We start from the raw sequence: 17,489 nt of genomic DNA, 5'->3' as shown, positions 1-17,489 counted from the left end.
ACGCCTCCTTGAGCGATCAGATATACCGGATGCTCAGGATTTCGTAGCTTTTTTCGCCGCCGGGCGTGCGGACTTCCGCCGTATCGCCCACATCCTTGCCGATCAGCGACCGGGCGAGCGGTGAGCGGATATTCAGAAGGCCGCGTTCAATATCGGCCTCGGCCTCGCCCACGATCTGATAGGTCTTTTCCTCGTCGCTGTCCTCATCGACGACGGTCACGGTCGCGCCAAACTTGATCGATCCCGAAAGCTTCGACGGGTCGATGACCTCGGCCAGCGACAGAAGCGCCTCAAGTTCCTTGATCCGGCCCTCGACAAAACTCTGACGCTCGCGCGCGGCGTGATATTCGGCGTTCTCCGACAGGTCGCCATGTTCGCGCGCCTCGGCGATGGCGCGGATCACGGCGGGCCTCTCCACCGATTTCAGGACCTTCAGTTCGTCGTCAAGCGCGCCATACCCGGCCCGCGTCATCGGGATCTTTTCCATATCGTCCGTCGGTTAGGATCAATCTTGCCGTTCAGTAGGTTGTTAACCCGTGTTGGGAACCGAAAGTCAATAGTCGCGGCCGGGCATCGGCGGCTGCGCAAACCTGCCGCCTCCTTGCGGCATATTTTGTCGCGAATCCGTCACGTCACCGCAAGAAAGTTGCGCGCGCAGGAATTGCCAGAGCCCTATGGCTGAGCTACAGGGGCTGGTGACAAACAGTCGGCCTTTGGCCGGGACCGCGTGAGGACATACCCATGACAGAGATCGTGCGCGAAGCGATGGAATATGACGTCGTGATCGTCGGGGGCGGCCCGGCGGGCCTGTCGGCGGCGATCCGGCTGAAGCAGCTCGATCCCGACCGGTCCGTCGTTCTGCTTGAAAAAGGCTCCGAAGTCGGCGCGCATATTCTGTCGGGTGCGGTCCTTGATGTCTCGGGCCTCGATGCGCTTCTGCCCGACTGGCGCACGATGGGCGCGCCGATCAAGACCGAGGTACACGAAGACAATTTCTACATCCTCGGGCCCGCGGGCCAGATGCGCATTCCGAACTGGCCGATGCCGCCCCTGATGTCGAACCACGGCAAATACATCGTCTCGATGGCCAATGTCTGCCGCTGGCTGGCGACGGTGGCCGAGGGGTTGGGCGTCGAGATATTCCCCGGCATGGCGGCGTCCGAGCTGGTCTATGGCGCGAACGGCGAAGTGAAGGGCGTCGTCGCGGGCGAGTTCGGCAAGAACCCAGACGGCACGCCCGGCCCGAGCTACGAGCCGGGGCTGGAGCTGCATGGCAAATATGTCTTCCTGTCGGAAGGCGTGCGCGGGTCTCTCGCCAAGGAAGTTATCGCCAAATACGACCTGTCGAAAGACCATTGCCCGCAGAAATTTGGCCTTGGCATGAAGGAAATCTGGGAGATCGACCCGGCCAAGCACAAGGAAGGCACCGTCACCCATACGATGGGCTGGCCGCTTGGCAAGAATGCAGGCGGCGGATCCTTCATCTATCACCTTGAAAACAACCAGGTCTATGTGGGCTTCGTTGTCCATCTGAACTACGAAAACCCGCACCTGTATCCCTACATGGAATTCCAGCGCTTCAAGCACCATCCGATGGTTGCGGAACTCTTGAAGGGCGGCAAGCGCGTGGCCTACGGCGCGCGGGCGATCAGCGAGGGCGGCTGGCAGTCGATCCCCAAGATGGTTGCGCCGGGTGTTGCCCTTCTGGGCTGCAGCGCGGGCCTTGTGAACGTGCCGCGCATCAAGGGCAACCACAATGCGATGCTGTCCGGCAAGGCGGCGGCAGAGGCCGCGCATGAAGCGATCGCGGCCGGGCGACAAAGCGACGAATTAAGCGATTACGAGACCGAAGTCCGGGGTGGCGCGATCGGCAAGGACCTGAAGCGGGTCCGCAACGTCAAGCCTATGTGGTCGCGCTGGGGCATGATCCCGTCGCTGGTCCTTGGCGGCATGGACATGTGGATGAACAACATCATCACCGGCATGTCCTTCTTCGGCACGCTCCGCCATGGCAAGTCCGACGCCAAGGCCACCGGCAAGGCCAAGGATTTCCCGAGGATCGATTATCCCAAACCAGATGGCACGCTGTCGTTTGACCGGCTGACCAACGTCGCCTTCGCCGCGACCAACCATTCCGAAAGCCAGCCCTGCCATCTGAGGCTGAAGGATCCGTCGGTTCCGGTATCGGTCAACCTGCCTGAGTATGACGAACCGGCGCAACGCTATTGCCCGGCAGGGGTCTATGAAGTGCTGGAAGGTGACAATGGCCCGCGCTTCCAGATCAACTTCCAGAACTGCGTCCATTGCAAGACCTGCGACATCAAGGACCCGAGCCAGAATATCGTCTGGACCACCCCGCAGGGCGGCGACGGGCCGAACTATCCCAACATGTGACGGATCACCGGCGCGCGGTTTCCCGCGCGCCCAACCCTATCGGCTCTCTGGATCGCGAAAAGGTGCGGGATACCCGCATTGCCTTGGGCGAGGCGGCAGACTAGGCTTCCTCGGCCTGAATGAGGGAGTGAGCCTTGCGTCTCTTGCGTTCCGTTTCGCTGATTGCCCTGCTTGCCGCCGGTGGCACCGCCGCTGTGGCCGACGGGGGAGCTGGCGCCTACCTCGCCGGGAGGGTGGCGAGCATCCACGCTGATTACAGGGCGGCGGCGGCCTATTTCACCCAGGCACTCGTAAGCGACCCGACCAACGCAGAGCTGCAGGAGAACGCGCTTCTCGCACAGCTGGGGATCGGGGCCTTCGAGAAGGGGCGACCCATGGCCGAGGCGCTTGATAGCGCAGGCGTCAAAAGCCCGATTGCCGATATGGCGATCCTGGCGACCAAAGTACGCGCGGGCGACTATCCGGGCGTGATCGCGGCACTTGATGCGGGCAAAAGCTCCGGTCCGTTGGTCGACGGGTTCCTGCGCGCCTGGTCGGTCCTCGGCAATGGCCAGATGTCGGATGCGCTGGCCGCCTTCGACGGGCTGGTGAAACAGCCGCAGATCAAATCGCTTGCACTGTACAACAAGGCGCTGGCGCTGGCGTCCGTCGGCGATTTCGAAGGGGCGGACAAGATCCTGTCGGGCGCCGAGTCCGGGCCGATCAACGCCACCCGCCGCTCGCTTGTCGCGCATGCGCAGGTGTTGAGCCAACTTGAGCGCAACAAGGATGCGCTGGAACTGATCGACAAGATTTTCGGAGCAGAAACGACGGACCCGGTGATCGCGCCGCTGCGCGCCGATCTGGCCGCTGGCAAATCGGTGCCGTTCGACCTGATCCGCTCGCCGATGGACGGGATTGCCGAGGTCTATTTCGCCGTCGCCTCCGCACTCGCGAACGATCTGCGGCCAGGGGACGTATCGTCCGAGATCGACGTCCTGCTTTTTGCCCGTACCGCGCTGTACCTGCGCCCTGACCTGAGCGAGGCGGCGCTGGTTGCCGCCGACATGCTCGAACGGCAGGAACAGCACGAGTTGGCGATCGAGGTCTATCAAGCGATAGACCCCGCAAGCCCCGATCATCTGGCGGCTGAACTCGGCCGGTCGGAGGCGCTTCTGGCCGAAGGCAAGACGGATGCTGCCATCGAGGTCTTGCAGCAACTGTCGCGCGCCGCGCCGGACCGGATCGCGATCTGGGCCTCGCTCGGCGATGTGCTGCGCCGCAATGAACGATTCAGCGAAGGGGCCGAGGCCTATGACAGGGCCTTGGCGCTGGTCGAGGGCGAGGCGAAGGATTTCTGGGGCCTCTATTACGCCCGCGGCATCTGCAAGGAGCGGTTGGATCAGTGGGAGGCCGCTGAGGCGGATTTCCGCAAGGCGCTCGACCTCAGCCCCGATCAACCCTCGGTTCTCAACTATCTCGGCTATTCGCTCCTGGAAAAGAAGGTGAAGTTCGACGAGGCGCTTGCGATGATCGAGAAGGCCGCGAAGGCGCGGCCTGACGACGGCGCGATCAGCGACAGTCTGGGCTGGGCCTTCTACCGGCTCGGCCGCTACCCGGAAGCGGAGGCCGAGATGGAGCGGGCGATCCAGCTCATGCCGGTCGATCCAGTGGTGAACGACCATCTGGGCGATGTCTACTGGGCCGTGGGGCGCAAGCGCGAGGCGGAGTTTCAGTGGAAGCGCGCGCTGTCCTTCAAGCCCGATACCGAGGAAGAAGCGAACCGCATCCGCCGCAAGCTGGAGGTCGGGCTGGATCTGGTCCTGAAGGAAGAAGGATCGGAGCCGCTTGCCGTCACCAAGAATGGCAATTGAGAGCTTCGCACCCGCCAAGATCAACCTGACGCTTCATGTCACCGGACGGCGGGCGGACGGCTATCACCTGCTGGACAGTCTGGTCGTGTTCGCGGACGTCGGCGACCTTGTCCGCGCCGAGCTGGCAGATGATCTCACGCTTGAGATTACCGGGCCGATGGCGGCCGGACTGACCGCGGGGCCGGACAATCTGGTGATGAAGGCCGCGCGGATGATCGGGGTCCGGGGCGCGCGGCTGGTCCTCGAAAAACATCTGCCGCTTGCCTCGGGCATCGGTGGCGGCTCGTCGGACGCGGCGGCGACACTCCGTGCCCTCGCTCGGTTGACAGGCCAGCCGCTGCCGGAGATGTCTGCGACCGTGGCGCTCGGAGCCGACGTGCCCGTCTGCCTCGACCCGCGCCCCCAGCGCATGCGGGGGGTGGGCGAGCGACTGGACCCGGTTGCGTGCCTGCCGCGCTTCTGGATGGTTCTCGTCAATCCCCGCGTCGATGTCCCGACGCCGGCGGTCTTCCGCACTCTCGACCGCCGCGACGGGGCGCCGATGCCGGACCCCTTGCCCGCGTTCCGTGATCTTGCGTCGCTTGCCGTCTTTCTCGCCACGCAGCGCAATGACCTTGCAGCACCCGCCCTCCGGATCGCGCCTGTGATCGGCGAGGTTCTCGCGGCGCTGTCCTCGGCTTCGGGCTGTCGTCTGGCGCGAATGTCGGGATCGGGCGCAACCTGCTTCGGACTGTTCGACAGTAAGGCGCAGGCCGATGCCGCCCGCGCGCGTATTGCTGTCATGGAGCCGGCATGGTGGGTCCAGTCCGCGGCGGCGTTGGTCTGAGCGAAGGTTACAGGCGGCAACGCTTCAGGCCCATGGCGTCGGCATGATCGTCCACCAGCTTGCGCTCACGCAGTGCGAGGCGCTGGTGGCGCGGGTAGAGCGGCTGCGCGCGATCGTCGATCAGGGACGTCCAGCCGACCGTGGTGGCGAAGAACCGCGCCACACCTTCGGGCCCGAATTCGCGGTCAAACCCCTGAACCACCGCATCCAGATAGGACAGAAGGACCGGATGCGCGGCTTCATGGTCCGCATGCGCCGGATCGACCGCATAAATCTCGACCCGTTCCACCCAGCCGGGTGTTGGCATCAGGCTATCGTCGGGCAGGGTATGGCGGCGGTAGGCGGCTTCGCGCAGGTCGAGCGCCGCCCAATCGCCCGCGCCGACGCCTGCAATCAGGCCGTCAATCGCCCAATCCGCGGCAGGTTCGTCGGACAGGAAAGCGTATGGGCGCAACCGCGTCTGCCGCCAGACCCGGCGCCAGCCCTCGAGCCGGGCGGGCTCGCCCGGCACATGATCGTGCGTCGCGCGGTTCACGAGCGAACCATAGCCGAAGAAGGCCGGAAGGCGGTCTTGATCCATGCAGGAGTGATCGCCCGGTCCGAGCCGTCAGGCAAGCCCCGCGTCGTGTCGGGCAACTGAAGTGTCGCATACAGTCGCATACCTCTTGCCAATCGCCCCCTTTGTCGGCTAACGAAGCCGCGTCAGGATCGGGAGAATCCGGTCAGGCGTTCACGCCTGTGCCGGTGCCGAAGGAGCAACCGCCCCGGTAAACTCTCAGGCGCAAAGGACCGTCCTGGCAGCGGAACTCTGGAGAGTGGCCATATGGCCCGCCGAAGGGATAACGATCTCAGGCGAAAGGACAGAGGGGGCATCGGAGCGGACGGGACAAGCCTGTCCGGAAACGGTGCCGGAGCTCTAGTGACCGGCGTGACAAGGGGAGGGCGGCAATGGCCGACCTGAAGCGTACGGTCTTTTACGATCTGCATGTGGAACTGGGCGCGAAGATCGTGCCTTTTGCGGGCTATGAAATGCCCGTGCAATATCCGATGGGGGTCCTGAAGGAGCATCTTCACACGCGTTCCGACGCCGGTCTGTTCGACGTCAGTCACATGGGGCAGGTGATCCTGAAGCCGAAGTCGGGCCGCTACGAGGATGCGGCGCTGGCGTTCGAGCGGCTGGTGCCGGTCGATGTGGCGGGCCTGGCCGAGGGGCGCCAGCGCTATGGCCTGTTCACCAATGACGAAGGCGGGATCCTTGACGATCTGATGTTCGCCAACCGGGGCGATCACCTGTTCGTCGTGGTAAACGCCGCCTGCAAGGATCAGGACATCGCCCATATGAGGGCGCATCTGTCCGACGTCTGCGAGGTGATTGCGATCACCGACCGCGCGCTGGTGGCGCTGCAGGGGCCGAAGGCCGAGGCGGCGCTGGAGGGGCTGGTGCCCGGAGTGGCTGCGATGAAGTTCATGGATGTGGCGATCCTGCCCTGGGCGGGCGTCGACCTCTGGATTTCACGCTCGGGCTACACCGGCGAGGACGGTTACGAGATTTCGGTGCCCGAAGCACAGGCCGTGGCCTTCGCCCGCGCGCTGCTCGCCCGGCCGGGCGTCGCGCCCATCGGTCTTGGCGCGCGCGATTCGCTCCGGCTGGAGGCGGGCATGTGCCTCTATGGCCATGACATCGACCAAACGACGAGCCCGGTGGAGGGCAATCTGACTTGGGCGATCCAGAAGGCCCGCAAGGCCGGTGGCGCCCGCGAAGGCGGCTTCCCCGGTGAGGCGCGCATCCTGCGCGAACTGGCCGAAGGCCCCGCGCGCCGTCGCGTCGGTCTGCGCCCCGAAGGCCGGGCGCCGATGCGCGAAGGTACCGTCGTCTATGCCGGCACCGAAGGTGGCGAGCCGATCGGCACCATCACCTCGGGCGGTTTCGGCCCCTCGATCGAAGGTCCGATGGCGATGGCCTATCTGCCCGCCACACTGAAGGATGGCGACACGGTCTATGCGGATGTGCGCGGCAAGCGCCTGCCCGCGACGCTTGCGCCGATGCCCTTCCATCCGACATCCTACAAACGCTGATCCAACAGGAGCTACCCATGACCATGAAATACACCGAAGACCACGAATGGCTGCGCGTCGATGGCGATGTCGTCGTCGTTGGCATCACCGAACATGCCGCCGAACAGCTGGGTGACGTCGTCTTCGTCGAATTGCCCGAGGTCGAGACGATGGTCGCCAAGGGCGACGATTGCGCGGTGATCGAAAGCGTCAAGGCCGCGTCCGACATCCTCGCGCCGCTCGATGGCGAGATTGTCGCGGTCAACGACAAACTCGTCGACAACCCCGGCCTCGTAAACGAGGACCCGCTGGGTGCCGCCTGGTTCTTCAAGATGAAGATCGACGATCTGTCGGTGCTCGACCAGTACATGGACGAAGACGCCTACAAAGACCTGATCGGCTGACGGGCGCGATCGCGCCGCCCGATCACGCGTCCGGGGCCGGTTGTTGGCCCTGCCTGCCCCGGACGTCTTTCCCTTTGGAGCTGACCATGACCTACAAACCCACCGATTACCTGCCTTACGACTTCGCCAACCGCCGCCACATCGGCCCCTCACCTGCCGAAATGGACGAGATGTTCAAGGTCCTGGGCGTGAAGGATCTGGACGAGCTGATCGACCAGACCATCCCGAAGTCGCTGCGTCAGGAAAAGCCACTGGACTTCGGCAAGGCCAAGTCAGAGCGTGAGCTTCTGTGGTTCATGCGGCAGGTGGCCAAGAAGAACAAGGTCTTCACCTCGATGATCGGCCAGGGCTTCTACGGCACGGTCTGCCCCCCGGCGATCCAGAGGAACATCCTGGAAAACCCCGCCTGGTACACGGCCTACACGCCCTATCAGCCGGAAATCAGCCAGGGCCGTCTGGAAGCGCTCCTGAACTATCAGACCATGGTCTGCGACCTGACCGGGCTTGAGATCGCCAATGCCTCGCTTCTCGACGAGGCGACGGCCGCGGCCGAGGCGATGACCATGGCGCACCGCGTCGCCAAGTCGAAATCGAACCTCTTCTTCATCGACCAGGAATGCCACCCGCAGAATATCGAGGTGATGCGCGTCCGAGCCGAACCCCTGGGCATCGAGATCATGGTGGGCGATCCGAACGATCTGGACGCGTCCAAAGTGTTCGGCGCGATCTTCCAGTATCCGGGCACGCACGGCCATCTGATGGATTTCACCAAGCAGATCGCGAGCCTGCATGAGCAGGGCGCCATCGGCATCATGATCGCCGACATCATGGCGCTCACCATCCTGAAAGAGCCGGGCGCGATGGGTGCTGACATCGCCGTGGGGTCGACCCAGCGTTTCGGCGTGCCCATGGGCTATGGCGGGCCGTCGGCGGCCTACATGGCCTGCAAGGACAAGCACAAGCGCGACCTGCCGGGCCGGATCGTCGGCGTCTCGATCGACGCGCAGGGCGGCAAGGCTTACCGGCTGTCGCTGCAGACCCGCGAACAGCATATCCGCCGCGAGAAAGCGACTTCTAACGTCTGCACCGCACAGGCGCTGCTGGCCAATATGGCCTCGTTCTACGCGGTCTATCACGGGCCCGAGGGGCTGCAGGCGATCGGCCAGCGCATCCACCGCAAGGCGGTGCGCGTGGTGAAGGGGCTTGAGGAGGCGGGCTACAAGATCGCCCCCAAGCATTTCTTCGACACGTTCACCGTCGAAGTTGGCGCCATGCAGGGCATCATCCTGAAAGCTGCCCGCAAGGAACGGATCAACCTTCGCAAGGTCGGCACCACGAAAGTCGGCATCTCGCTTGATGAGACCACACGCACCGAGACGGTCGAGCGGCTGTGGCGCGCATTCGGGATCGAGAAGAAGGATGACCGGGTCACGCCGGGTTACCGCATTCCCGACGCGCTTCTGCGCGAGAGCGAGTATCTGACACATCCGGTCTTCCACATGAACCGGGCCGAGACCGAGATGATGCGCTACATGCGCCGCCTCGCCGACCGCGACCTGGCGCTAGACCGGGCGATGATCCCGCTGGGCTCCTGCACGATGAAGCTGAATGCGGCGGCCGAGATGATGCCGATCACCTGGCCGGAGTTCTCGAACCTTCACCCGTTCGCGCCCGCCGATCAGGCCGAGGGCTATGCGGAACTTTTCAAGGATCTGTCCGCGAAACTCTGCACCATCACCGGCTATGATGCGATGAGCCTGCAGCCCAACTCCGGCGCGCAGGGCGAATATGCGGGGCTTCTGACCATCCAGGCCTATCACAAGGCGCGGGGCGAGGCGCACCGCAAGGTCTGCCTCATTCCCACTTCGGCGCATGGCACCAACCCCGCTTCGGCGCAGATGGCGGGCATGAAGGTCGTGGTGGTGAAGGCGCGCGAAAACGGCGATATCGACGTCGAGGATTTCCGCGCCAAGGCCGAAGCGGCGGGCGGCGATCTGGCGGCCTGCATGATCACCTACCCCTCGACCCATGGCGTCTTCGAGGAAACTGTGCGCGAGGTCTGCAAGATCACACATGACCATGGCGGACAGGTCTATATCGACGGCGCCAACATGAATGCGATGGTCGGCCTCGTCCGGCCGGGCGATCTTGGCGGCGACGTGAGCCACCTGAACCTCCACAAGACCTTCTGTATCCCGCATGGCGGTGGCGGCCCGGGCATGGGGCCGATCGGCGTGAAGGCGCATCTCGCCCCGCATCTGCCGGGCCATCCGGTGACGGGCGGACATGAAGGGCCGGTCTCGGCCGCGCCTTGGGGCTCGGCCTCGATCCTGCCGATCAGCTGGGCCTATATCCTGATGATGGGCGGCCAGGGCCTGACGCAGGCGACGAAAGTGGCGATCCTGAATGCCAACTACATCGCCAAGCGGCTTGAGGGTGCCTATCCGATCCTCTTCAAGGGCCAGTCGGGCCGGGTCGCGCATGAGTGCATCCTCGACACCCGCGCCTTTGCCGACAGCTGCGGCATCACCGTTGACGATATCGCCAAGCGCCTGATCGACAACGGCTTCCACGCGCCGACGATGAGCTGGCCGGTCGCGGGCACGCTGATGGTCGAGCCGACGGAATCGGAGACGAAGGCAGAGCTTGACCGGTTCGTCACCGCGATGCTCGCGATCCGCGCCGAGATCGACGCGGTGGAAAAGGGCGAGATCGACCGGGAAAACAACCCGCTGAAGCACGCGCCCCATACGGTGAACGCGCTGATCGGCGACTGGGACCGACCCTATTCGCGCGAACAGGGCTGCTTCCCGCCGGGCGCCTTCCGGGTCGACAAGTACTGGCCGCCCGTCGGCCGGGTCGACAATGTCTATGGCGACCGCAACCTGATCTGCATCTGCCCGCCGGTCGAAAGCTACGCCGAAGCGGCGGAGTAAACGGAGGTTGAGCTGCCCGCCCCAAACGGGGCGGGCGGTCCGTTGACCTTCCCCCCTGCGCCCCCTAGCGTCACGCGAAACGACGCGGACGAGGCGCGATGACATCACCAGACATAACCGGACCTACCGGCAGGCTCGACCCGCAGGCCGGAACCTTCCTGGAAGGTCTTTGGGCCTCGCTGCCCATCGTCCTTGGCTATGTGCCGATCGCCTTTGCCTTCGGCGTTGCCGCGCGCGGCATCGGCCTGACGCTGGCCGAGGCGGTAGCCCTGTCGCTCATTCTCTATTCCGGCGGCGCGCAATTCGTGGCGCTGGCGCTGATCGGCAGCGGCGCGCCGTTCCTCGTTTCTGCCTTCACGCTCATCGCCATGGGCCTGCGGCATCTGCTCTACGGCCCGACGCTGATGCGCCGTGCAGGCCCCGGCGCTTCGCGGCGCCATGCCTGGGCCTGGGCCTGGGGCCTGACGGACGAGGTTTTCGGCACCGCGCTTGGCGCGCTCGCGCGCGGACGGCGTTTTTCGGAACCTTTCATGTTCGGCCTCGGCCTTGGCGCCTACTTGGCCTGGGCCTCTGGCACGGCAATGGGCGCCTATGCGGGCAGCGGCGCGCTCGCGGCCTGGCCCGCCGTCGAGACAGGCCTCGGCTTCATGCTGCCCGCGCTTTTCCTCGCCCTCCTCCTGTCGGTGCTGTCTCGTGCCCAGCTTCCGGTAATCGGAATCGCAGCAGTGGCGACCATTGCCGTGACGCTCGCTTGGTCCGGCACGGCAGGGCTTCTCGCGGGTATGATCGCGGGCGCCGTGGCAGGTGTCCTGAACCGCAGGGGAGACGGCGGTGCGCCTTGAGATCCTTTCCCTCGCCGTCATCGTCGGCGCCTGCAACTGGGCCTTCCGCTACTTCCCGACCCGCGCCAACCTGCATGAATTGCCGCCCGGCAGCCCGGTGACGCGTTTCCTTGCAGCGACCGGCCCCGCAGCCATCGGCACGCTGTTCGTCGCCTCCGCCCTGCCGCTTGTGAAAGACCTCTCCGGGCCCGCGCCGCTGACGCTCGGCGCAGGCGTCGGCGCAGTGCTTCTCGTTTATGCAATATCCCGGTCCGTCGTCATCGCCACGCTGGCCGGTGCCATAGCCTACGGCGGCGCCTTCTGGCTTTTTGCCACCTCGTCCTGATTTGATCTCTGACAAGGCGGGCCTTCCTGTGGCATGATTTCCTGAGCCCACAGGAACGAAAGGGCGCGATCATGCTGGAGATAACCCCCGCCACGGTCATTCAGGTCGTCTTTCTCGCGCGCGAGGGCGCGCCCGCCGAAGCCGAGCTGCGCGACTTCATCGCCGGGCTGAACGAGGACGAGAAGGCGCAACTTACTGCCGTCGCCTGGGTTGGCCGCGGCGCCTTCGAGCCCGAGGAGTTCGACGAGGCGGTCGCCACCGCGATGGCCGAGGCCACGACGCCCACCGAGGATTACCTGATGGGCATGCCGCATCTGGCCGAGAACCTCGAAGCGGGGCTGGACGCCCTAGGCATCGACGTGACGGCGGAAGAAGAAGATTTGCTCTGATCTTGCAAAACACGCGACCGGCCCCAACATATTCCTTAAACAGAATATGAGGATGTCATGGCCGACGCGCCCGCCCCTTCGCTCAAACTGACCTGCACCGCCTGCGGCCAGATGAACCGCCTGCCCGCCGACCGCCTGTCGCGCGGACCGAAATGCGCGATCTGCGGATCGGCACTGGCTGGCCCGAAGGTCGCCGAGCTTGACGCGACGACCCATGACAAGGCGGTCCGGGGTGATGACCTGCCGATTATCGTCGACTATTGGGCGCCCTGGTGCGGCCCCTGCCGGATGATGGCGCCGGAGTTCGCAAAGGCCGCCGCCGCGACCGGACCCTCGGTCCGCTTCGCCAAGATCAACACCGAGGATCACCCGGGCGTGTCGCAGCGGCTGGCAATCCGGGGCATCCCCCTCCTAATCCTGTGGAAAGGCGGACGCGAGGTTGCCCGCCTCGCCGGCGCCCGCCCCGCGGCCGACATTCTCGCTTTTGTGCGGGCGCATGTTCCGGCATGACCAGACGCGTCGCCGACTTACGCCCGCATCTGACCGGAGCCTTGACATTGCCTTGCCCCTCGGCCAAATAGCCCGTCACGGACGGGGCAGTAGCTCAGTTGGGAGAGCGTATCGTTCGCAATGATAAGGTCAGGGGTTCGATCCCCCTCTGCTCCACCAATAAATCACAATAAGTCATTGTTTATATTGTGAAATTTGAATTTCTCATGAGGCGTTTCCCTCGAAAATTCCCCCAATAGCCTTAGGATTGCGCCGGAATTTGCCGGATCGCGGCGGCTTCTCTCGGCTTCTAGCCTCTCATCTCCTGAAACGACCTAGATGGCGCACGGGCTCTCTGCAATCGAGTACGCCATCGCTGAGCGAGTCTCGCAGTTATGGCTGATGGCAGACTTCAAGAGGGAAGCGGTCTCACAACTCGGGTTGTCATCCGTATTCTGTCAGGCATATGCTCCAACCCAGCAGTAAATCGTGGGCAAGCAGATGTTGATCAATCGAATTCTGGCGGCGGCACTCTCGATATTCTGTGCCGGTTGCGTTAACCCTGACGGATCGGTCGGCAGGCCCGGAAGCCCGGCTTGGTTCAACTCGGCCTCACCAGAAACTCAGGCGGCATATTTCAGGCCAATATGCAGTAGTTACGGCTTTTCTGACGGCACGCCCGAGATGGCCCAGTGCATTCAGCAAGAAAAGATAAATGCTCGGGCTGACGCGCGGGCGCGATCCGCGTTAATCATGGCTGCGACCGCGCCAAAGCCAACCGTAGAATGCACGACCATCGGCAATATTACGACCTGCAACTGAGGTTGCTGAAAGGCTTGCAGGTTGCCCTTCGCATTGACAGGCCGCAGGCACCGCAGACAGCGGCTTATCGCATTTCCTTCGCGCTCAACCAAGCCTCCCGCAGGCCAACGCGGAAATGCTCGTGAACAGTTCCAGCGAACCGGCACTGCCCAAAGGGCCGTGAAGCTCGAAGTACCTTAGGGTATTCCTAGGGTTACGGCTAAGCGCCGCTAACAAACGTCTGACGCCCTGTCCGCAAGCCACTTTGCCCAGCGCTTTCGCTGCGCCTCGGCAATCCGCGCCCTGCCCTCGGCTGATTTCGGCCCCGTGCTGCAGCCACCGTGAAACTTGCATCGCTTCTTGCCCGGCTGGACCTTGTGACGGCATGGCTTTCCTGCTTTCCGAATAGCTCCGCAGCGCAGCTGTATGGGCTGGAAATCCGGCAAGTCTAAGACCCCATGTCGCGCGTGTGCGTATTGGTCGCCTTTGTCATCTAAGACTCGATTCGCGCGCGCTACCGGTTCCGCAAAATACGGCAGCTCGGAAAGGCCCAAGACGGCCAGCATACGACAAATCGCCCAGCCATTTCTCGGCAAGTCAGAACGGATTTCCCAATAGCTCACCGCATGTCGACCAATACCCGCGCGTTGGGCCAGGGCGGCTTGCGATAACTTAGCCGCCTTCCTAGCCCTTTTCAGATCGGCACCAGTCATCGTGACCCTTTCCGCCAGCGGGCAGCTCGCTTCCGGCAACCCTCGCTGCAGAAGCGCGAGTCAACCCGTTTGAAGCACGGCAAGTCGTTGCGGCACCACCTGCATATCCAATCGCCCCGTGACGCCCGTATCAACATCGCAATCGCCCGCTTTTTTCTGTCGCGCGAGCCGTGCCCCCAGAGCGGACTGGCATAGGATACGTAAAGCGCACCAAACCGGTTGCCTTCTATCCAGACACCTTCAGGATCAGGTGCAGGCATGGCTCTGCCCCCTATTTTCGGGGGGCGACAGACGGGTCAACCAGTTGTTTTTGCTGAGCCGTGCAGAGCTGACTTCTTGGCCCAGGACCAACGCCGGATACTCCGGACATAGCAGGCACCATTGCATGCACCGTCCCTCCTATCAGTGGTAACTATTAGTGTTCCATTCCAGAACCGAGGCCGCGCGCCAAAACCGCGTTGACGGGTTCTGTGGCGGACCCTGTGAAGGGCCTTCGGTTCTGTGGCGGACCCATGCCGGGGCGCGACGGGTCCGTATTGGAACCGCGTTCTGTTTTATGCGACCATGACCGCCAGTCATTTGTCGGCGCGACACTGCCCTTGCCCGTTTCCAGGGCCTTCGTTGTCAGCTGCCATTCGTGCGCCTGTCGGCCATACCAGTTGCCAGCAGTCTGAAGGACGATGAAGCCCTTGCCCTGCAATTCGTGATAGGCGCGATGGATCGTCGCCTTGCCAAGGCCCAGCGCCTCGGTCGCCTCATTCAGGGACAGGCGCACCTTGCCGTTATTGCCGCCGTTATAGCGGGTGTGCAGTTCGAGAAAGAGTTTGACGGCGGCCCCGGACAGGGACCGCCACGCTTCGGATTTGAGCATGGCGTAGGGCAGCGGCGCATACTGCCCTTCAGCGCTTCGCTTGCCCTTGTGGCTTCGGCCCGCCCTAGTCATGGGCGGACTCGCCATAGGCCAGAAATGCCATCAGACGGGCCGAAGGTTCGGGCAAGCCATGTCGGCGCATCAGGCGCAGGACGGGCGCTGGGCGGGGCGCTGGGCGCGCAGGGAAGGCAACCGGTTTCATGCCGCCACCTCCCCTTCAAACGATACATGCACTTGAAGGACATATCTTGCATGGTGGCCAGGAAATGGCCCGTCGTGTTCCTCGGTCAGCGTCTCAATGTCCAGCCCGTGTTCGTGGCGCAGGTCGAATGTGTACGCGGACCATCTTGGGCCGGGGTGATCAATCGGCGTGCAGCCTGTCTGCCCTGCCGCGATCAGGCATTCCAGCGCCCAGCGGTCGCGCCCCTGCACGACAATCGTTCGCGTTGAGCCATCGCTTTCGTGGACGGTGAACCGGGCTTTGCCCCAGCGTCGAATTACTTTCATGTGCACATGCCTCTTGCAGCCTTGAGCAAGCGGGGTCGAAGGTCTAAACTCATCTCGTCAGCGAATGAGAATTGAGCCGTCGTGCGCTTGCCCGTGCGGCGGTTTCTCATTTCAGGTGGCGTCGCGACTTGCGAGCCATTCCGCGATTTTGCTCTCAGGCCATCCGACGGCGCGCTTGCCGATCTTCACTTGCCGAGGGAAGAGACCTTCCGACATCATCTGGTAAAGCGTCGAACGGGAAAGCCCCGTCCAGGCTTCGACTTCTTTCCTTCTCAGGATGCGCATCGCGCTCCTCCTTTCCAAAACAAAAAGGCCGCCTTGCTGACCTCAAATGAGAACAGCAAGACAGCCATCACCCTCGCGCCGCGCGAAAGCTTCCAACGTCTGACTTTGGGATAGAATGTCCGTCAGAGACTACCTCTTCCGGCGGGCACACTTCCTCAGGCCACAATATGCGGGGTAGTTCTGGTCACTGAAAGCCGAAGAGTTCCTATAAAGTTCTCATTTTTGGAAATGTTGCATGAAGGCAACATTGCCGACAGGTCCGGCCAAGTGTCCCGACCAAGCTTCCATCATCTTCCGCCGCTTATCGAACAGATCGCTGCGCGCATAGGCCCGCTCGACCTCATCCCCGGACATGTGCGCCAACGCGGCCTCGGCCACCTCACGCGGGAAGTTCGTGCGTTCCTGCGCCCATGTCCTGAAACTTGTCCTGAAGCCATGTACGTCAGCATCGAACCCAAGTTCCTTCACCAGCTTCGATAGCGTCATGTCAGACAGCGGGCGGCCCTTCTTTGTGCCCGGGAACACCAGCCCGGAACCGTCACCCAGCGCCTTGGCTTCTTCAAGAATGGAAACGGCGCGCGCCGACAGGGGCACCCGATGCGCCCGCTTCGCCTTCATCCGCTGGGCAGGGATTTCCCAAACCTTGGCCTTCAAGTCGATTTCTCGCCAGTGCGCTTCCCGAACCTCGCCCGAACGCGCGGCACAAAGGACAAGGAATTCCAGCGCCAGCTTTGTCGCCCGCCCCGCCCCAGAAGCTTTCACGGCGTCGATACAGCCCGCGACCTCAGCGTAGGGCAACGCCTTTCGATGTGACTGACGCTTGGCGGTCTTGGGCAGGGCCTGAGTGATGTTTTCGGCCGGATTGTCCTGACGCCAACCTTGGGCGACGGTCCATTTCATCACGGTCCCGATGCGCTGGCGCACCCGGCGAGCGGTCTCCGGCTTTTCGGTCCAGATCGGCATGAGCACGGCCAGAACGTCCGCCGTATTCACATCCGTTGCCTTCAAGCGGCCAAGTCTTGGGAAAGCGTAGGTTTCCAGAGAAGTAAGGAAATCCCGTGCATGTTTGGCATTGCGCCAGGTCGGCTTATGAAGCTCATGCACCTTGCGGGCAGCTTCCTCAAACGTGAGGACAGCTAGCGCCTCGCGTCTTGCCTGCAACGGATCGCCACCGGCGCGCGCGAGTTTGCGGTTTTCCAGTGCCGCCGCGCGGGCCTCGGCCAGAGAGACCAAGGACGGCGACCCCAGCCCGATTTCACTGCGCTTGCCCCGAATGGTGATGCGCTGCACCCAGAACCGCGAGCCATTCGGATCAACGCGCAGGAAGAGGCCGTGGCCATCGAAATACTTGCCCGGGGTAGTCGCGTTCCTGACCTCCTGCGCGGTCAGGGCCTTTTCCGGTCGGCGATTGAGGTGCGTAGCCATGCCTTCCCCCATTTCTTCCCCCAATAATTGGGGGAAGTAGCCGGATTATGCCGGAATGTATCGGACTTTGGAAGGGTCCTATCGTATTGGAAATGCGGTGTTAAATGGAACTCCTAGGCGCGTAGCGGAACATGAAATGGCAGACCTCTGCTCCACCAGATTATTCAAACAAATCTATAAGGTATCTGTATAAATCTTGTGAGATGAGGGTTTTCTCCACCGATCGCCCCCACAATAGGGATTTTGTTCGGGCGCTTTAGTGCATCTTCGTGCGGCCACCGACAAACCGGCCCGGGCATCACCCGTGCGCTGTTTGAGGGTCGCGTCGCGCGGTGATCCAAGCTCCCGAACTAACGCGGGTGAAGGTGAACAGG

At 63.3% G+C, this 17,489-nt stretch carries 17 protein-coding genes, 1 tRNA gene and 1 riboswitch; of the genes, 11 read left to right on the top strand and 7 right to left on the bottom strand.

The genetic code is table 11. From position 1 onward, the window contains the following. Positions 1–16: 16 nt before the first annotated feature. Complete coding sequence (greA, locus tag OU426_RS12665) at positions 17–487, bottom strand: transcription elongation factor GreA (protein ID WP_267634391.1); 471 nt, start codon at positions 485–487, stop codon at positions 17–19. 254 nt (positions 488–741) lie between these two features. Here greA and OU426_RS12660 point away from each other — a divergent pair, with 254 nt between their 5' ends. The 3 genes from OU426_RS12660 (at position 742) to OU426_RS12650 (ending at position 5,073) form a co-directional block, all read left to right on the top strand. Then, entirely contained in the window at positions 742–2,394 is a 1,653-nt protein-coding gene (locus OU426_RS12660; RefSeq protein WP_267634390.1) for an electron transfer flavoprotein-ubiquinone oxidoreductase, read from the top strand. Positions 2,395–2,528: 134 nt separating this feature from the next. Then, entirely contained in the window at positions 2,529–4,247 is a 1,719-nt protein-coding gene (locus OU426_RS12655) for a tetratricopeptide repeat protein (RefSeq protein WP_267634389.1), read from the top strand. Then, a complete protein-coding gene (locus OU426_RS12650; RefSeq protein WP_267634388.1) occupies positions 4,237–5,073 on the top strand; it encodes a 4-(cytidine 5'-diphospho)-2-C-methyl-D-erythritol kinase in 837 nt (278 codons plus the stop codon). Before OU426_RS12655 ends, OU426_RS12650 begins: the two co-directional genes overlap by 11 nt. 7 nt (positions 5,074–5,080) lie before the next feature. On the opposite strand, the gene OU426_RS12645 is transcribed toward OU426_RS12650, so the two are convergent. After that, the gene (locus tag OU426_RS12645; RefSeq protein ID WP_267634387.1) at positions 5,081–5,653 is read right to left on the bottom strand and encodes a gamma-glutamylcyclotransferase family protein; all 573 of its coding nucleotides are present in this window, start codon (positions 5,651–5,653) and stop codon (positions 5,081–5,083) included. Between the two features lie 119 nt (positions 5,654–5,772). Then, positions 5,773–5,874: riboswitch (glycine riboswitch) on the top strand. 147 nt (positions 5,875–6,021) lie between these two features. Here OU426_RS12645 and gcvT point away from each other — a divergent pair. The 8 genes from gcvT to OU426_RS12605 all read left to right on the top strand — a co-directional run bounded on the left by gcvT (position 6,022) and on the right by OU426_RS12605 (position 12,693). Beyond that, the gene (gene gcvT, locus OU426_RS12640) at positions 6,022–7,149 is read left to right on the top strand and encodes a glycine cleavage system aminomethyltransferase GcvT (RefSeq protein WP_267634386.1); all 1,128 of its coding nucleotides are present in this window, start codon (positions 6,022–6,024) and stop codon (positions 7,147–7,149) included. Between the two features lie 17 nt (positions 7,150–7,166). After that, complete coding sequence (gene gcvH, locus OU426_RS12635) at positions 7,167–7,532, top strand: glycine cleavage system protein GcvH (protein ID WP_267634385.1); 366 nt, start codon at positions 7,167–7,169, stop codon at positions 7,530–7,532. Between the two features lie 86 nt (positions 7,533–7,618). Beyond that, the gene (gene gcvP, locus OU426_RS12630) at positions 7,619–10,468 is read left to right on the top strand and encodes an aminomethyl-transferring glycine dehydrogenase (protein ID WP_267634384.1); all 2,850 of its coding nucleotides are present in this window, start codon (positions 7,619–7,621) and stop codon (positions 10,466–10,468) included. Between the two features lie 98 nt (positions 10,469–10,566). Continuing rightward, entirely contained in the window at positions 10,567–11,310 is a 744-nt protein-coding gene (locus OU426_RS12625) for an AzlC family ABC transporter permease (protein ID WP_267634383.1), read from the top strand. After that, on the top strand, positions 11,300–11,635 hold the full coding sequence (locus tag OU426_RS12620) for an AzlD domain-containing protein (protein ID WP_267634382.1): 336 nt from the start codon (positions 11,300–11,302) through the stop codon (positions 11,633–11,635). The genes OU426_RS12625 and OU426_RS12620 overlap by 11 nt, the downstream gene beginning before the upstream one ends. Positions 11,636–11,706: 71 nt before the next feature. Beyond that, positions 11,707–12,024, top strand: a complete 318-nt coding sequence (locus OU426_RS12615; protein WP_267634381.1) for a DUF3775 domain-containing protein — start codon at positions 11,707–11,709, stop codon at positions 12,022–12,024. 57 nt (positions 12,025–12,081) lie between these two features. Further along, positions 12,082–12,534, top strand: a complete 453-nt coding sequence (locus OU426_RS12610; protein WP_267634380.1) for a thioredoxin domain-containing protein — start codon at positions 12,082–12,084, stop codon at positions 12,532–12,534. Positions 12,535–12,617: 83 nt separating this feature from the next. Next, positions 12,618–12,693, top strand: a tRNA-Ala gene (locus OU426_RS12605). Between the two features lie 851 nt (positions 12,694–13,544). Here OU426_RS12605 and OU426_RS18135 read toward each other — a convergent pair. From OU426_RS18135 to OU426_RS12585, 5 genes are all read right to left on the bottom strand, one after another. After that, complete coding sequence (locus OU426_RS18135) at positions 13,545–14,027, bottom strand: HGGxSTG domain-containing protein (RefSeq protein WP_420712597.1); 483 nt, start codon at positions 14,025–14,027, stop codon at positions 13,545–13,547. Between the two features lie 415 nt (positions 14,028–14,442). Next, on the bottom strand, positions 14,443–14,898 hold the full coding sequence (locus OU426_RS12600; protein ID WP_267634379.1) for an IclR family transcriptional regulator: 456 nt from the start codon (positions 14,896–14,898) through the stop codon (positions 14,443–14,445). A gap of 198 nt (positions 14,899–15,096) precedes the next feature. Further along, positions 15,097–15,405: a winged helix domain-containing protein gene (locus tag OU426_RS12595; protein WP_267634378.1), complete on the bottom strand. Its 309-nt coding sequence runs from the start codon at positions 15,403–15,405 to the stop codon at positions 15,097–15,099. 111 nt (positions 15,406–15,516) lie between these two features. Continuing rightward, positions 15,517–15,690, bottom strand: coding sequence for a helix-turn-helix transcriptional regulator (locus OU426_RS12590; protein ID WP_267634377.1), 174 nt, complete (start codon positions 15,688–15,690; stop codon positions 15,517–15,519). A 216-nt stretch (positions 15,691–15,906) separates the two neighbouring features. After that, a complete protein-coding gene (locus tag OU426_RS12585) occupies positions 15,907–17,127 on the bottom strand; it encodes a tyrosine-type recombinase/integrase (protein ID WP_267634376.1) in 1,221 nt (406 codons plus the stop codon). Between the last annotated feature and the right edge of the window lie 362 nt (positions 17,128–17,489).

It is taken from the genome of Frigidibacter sp. RF13, assembly GCF_026626305.1.
Taxonomy (GTDB): Bacteria; Pseudomonadota; Alphaproteobacteria; order Rhodobacterales; family Rhodobacteraceae; genus TMP-24.
The sequence above is the reverse complement of the archived record's forward strand: the minus strand, read 5'-3'. Positions and strand labels throughout refer to the sequence as shown.

Excerpts from the sequence above, each read along its gene's own strand:
- OU426_RS18135 (WP_420712597.1), bottom strand. The coding sequence starts at position 14,027 with ATGACTGGTGCCGATCTGAAAAGGGCTAGGAAGGCGGCTAAGTTATCG.
- OU426_RS12610 (WP_267634380.1), top strand. The coding sequence starts at position 12,082 with ATGGCCGACGCGCCCGCCCCTTCGCTCAAACTGACCTGCACCGCCTGC.
- OU426_RS12590 (WP_267634377.1), bottom strand. The coding sequence starts at position 15,690 with ATGCGCATCCTGAGAAGGAAAGAAGTCGAAGCCTGGACGGGGCTTTCC.
- OU426_RS12595 (WP_267634378.1), bottom strand. The coding sequence starts at position 15,405 with ATGAAAGTAATTCGACGCTGGGGCAAAGCCCGGTTCACCGTCCACGAA.
- OU426_RS12650 (WP_267634388.1), top strand. The coding sequence starts at position 4,237 with ATGGCAATTGAGAGCTTCGCACCCGCCAAGATCAACCTGACGCTTCAT.
- gcvT (WP_267634386.1), top strand. The coding sequence starts at position 6,022 with ATGGCCGACCTGAAGCGTACGGTCTTTTACGATCTGCATGTGGAACTG.
- gcvP (WP_267634384.1), top strand. The coding sequence starts at position 7,619 with ATGACCTACAAACCCACCGATTACCTGCCTTACGACTTCGCCAACCGC.
- OU426_RS12600 (WP_267634379.1), bottom strand. The coding sequence starts at position 14,898 with ATGCTCAAATCCGAAGCGTGGCGGTCCCTGTCCGGGGCCGCCGTCAAA.
- gcvH (WP_267634385.1), top strand. The coding sequence starts at position 7,167 with ATGACCATGAAATACACCGAAGACCACGAATGGCTGCGCGTCGATGGC.
- OU426_RS12625 (WP_267634383.1), top strand. The coding sequence starts at position 10,567 with ATGACATCACCAGACATAACCGGACCTACCGGCAGGCTCGACCCGCAG.
- OU426_RS12660 (WP_267634390.1), top strand. The coding sequence starts at position 742 with ATGACAGAGATCGTGCGCGAAGCGATGGAATATGACGTCGTGATCGTC.
- OU426_RS12615 (WP_267634381.1), top strand. The coding sequence starts at position 11,707 with ATGCTGGAGATAACCCCCGCCACGGTCATTCAGGTCGTCTTTCTCGCG.
- OU426_RS12585 (WP_267634376.1), bottom strand. The coding sequence starts at position 17,127 with ATGGGGGAAGGCATGGCTACGCACCTCAATCGCCGACCGGAAAAGGCC.
- OU426_RS12645 (WP_267634387.1), bottom strand. The coding sequence starts at position 5,653 with ATGGATCAAGACCGCCTTCCGGCCTTCTTCGGCTATGGTTCGCTCGTG.
- greA (WP_267634391.1), bottom strand. The coding sequence starts at position 487 with ATGGAAAAGATCCCGATGACGCGGGCCGGGTATGGCGCGCTTGACGAC.